1 protein-coding gene is annotated in these 1,631 nt (G+C 51.1%); it reads right to left on the bottom strand.

Translation table 11 applies throughout. The annotated features are described in order from the left end of the window. Positions 1–176: 176 nt before the first annotated feature. Complete coding sequence (yegD, locus tag E1J61_RS36805) at positions 177–1,616, bottom strand: molecular chaperone (RefSeq protein ID WP_133098647.1); 1,440 nt, start codon at positions 1,614–1,616, stop codon at positions 177–179. Positions 1,617–1,631: the final 15 nt, after the last annotated feature.

Raw genomic sequence — 1,631 nt, 5'->3', positions numbered from 1 at the left:
CGAAGCGGGGGGCGGTCGTGGTCTGAAGACTCGATGGCCAACTTCCGTAGTCGACCCTTCTGAGACGTTCGTTGCACCGCTGACAGGTTCCGCGGTGCAACGGGCCGCTAGCTATCCCGGAAGTTCGGCATCTCCTCGGTGCCAAAGCGCGGCCGCTTGCCTCCCATACGAGCCAACTAACGAAACGCTAGACTGGCGCACTCTCCCAGTCCTTTTCCGACAGAGCCAAGCATGTCTCCAAGTTTGATAGGTATGTCGTTGCCACAAGCACTGCGAACCAATTCTTGCACTACGGGCGAAGAACCCATACCGCCTGTCAGAAAAACTGCATCGGGTCGTGCTCCGGCACCTCTCATTGCTTGAAGCATTAGATTTTCAATCTTTCGAAGCAAGCCACCGGACAGTTCTTTAAATTCTTCTTTTGTTACTTGTACGGAGAGACCATTTTCCAGATATCCCAACGGGACTGTGCAAGCTGGCACTTCTGAGAGCTTTAGCTTCGTAAGCTCAGCGCTGTTTATCACGCGGTGTTGAAGCTGAAATTTATGAAGTGTCCTAAACCGCTCAAGTTCGGGAACATGCGTGTAGCGGCGAACTAGGAGCTCAATTTCATATTCCGCGCGTCTAAAGCGCAACTGTGCAGGTATGTCCCTTATTGAGATTGCGTCATAAAGTAACGAATGCGGAAATCTGTCCTTACCGAGAAATGGCATAAAGCAACGCCATGCTAGAAGCTGATCAAAGTCCTCCCCTCCTAGTCGATTCCCTGAGTAGCCAAGGACGTCAGAAGAACGATCAAATCTTTTCGCCGATGATGACCTAAGCCTGACAACTGCACAGTCCGTCGTGCCGCCGCCTATGTCTACCACGAGAACAACTTGTTCACGTGAAATAGATTTCTCATACTCAAGCGCCGCAGCTATAGGCTCCATAAAGAATTCAACATTCTTTAGACCGGCCGCCTTTGCCGCTTCTTCCATAAGACGCAGTGCTTGTTTGTTTCCATCCTCTCCCATGGTGCCGTGGTAGAAGACAGGGCGACCGATTACTGCATTCGATATTGGTTGTTTGCAGTGGCGCTCAGCCTGAGAAACGATGTGGCGCAACATGTACGTGACGACATCCCGGAACGCCGCGAGGTACTGGTCATCGATATCGCTACCGATGAAAGATTTTGGGGATTTAACGAGTGTTCCGCTGAGCGGATCACTGATGTGGGCACGTAGTGCAGGCGTGCCAAAAAGTACGGCCTGTCCGTCTTCCAGCATACTGAGGAAGCTCTGTCCCCAATATTGCTTTTCACGTTCGTTGGCGGCCTCTCGCCGCATGGTGTCTTCAATAGTTTTCCGCAGTATCTGCTCATTTATTGGCGAGGGAGTTCCGCCTTCTTGGTTGATCTTTCGTTGTTCTGCATTCGCAGCAGCTCTGGCATTTTTTAGCCGGCGAGCATATTCGTAATCCTCTATTTTCCTTATCGCGATCTCGCGCCGTGCTGTAAAAACTACCGATGGCAGCAGTGAGCTATCACCTTCAATCGGAATGCCTTTCATCGTACTGCCGACAGGAAGATAAGCTGAGCAGTTGGATGTTCCAAAGTCAATGCCAATAGCAGTCATGGCTCACCTGATCGA

Origin of the sequence: Cupriavidus sp. L7L (assembly GCF_004353535.1) — a bacterium.
Lineage (GTDB): Bacteria > Pseudomonadota > Gammaproteobacteria > Burkholderiales > Burkholderiaceae > Cupriavidus > Cupriavidus oxalaticus_A.
Note: the sequence above shows the minus strand (reverse complement) of the source record. Positions and strands in the feature narration are given on the sequence as shown.

Coding starts and splice junctions, on each gene's coding strand:
- yegD (WP_133098647.1), bottom strand. CDS start 1,616: ATGACTGCTATTGGCATTGACTTTGGAACATCCAACTGCTCAGCTTAT.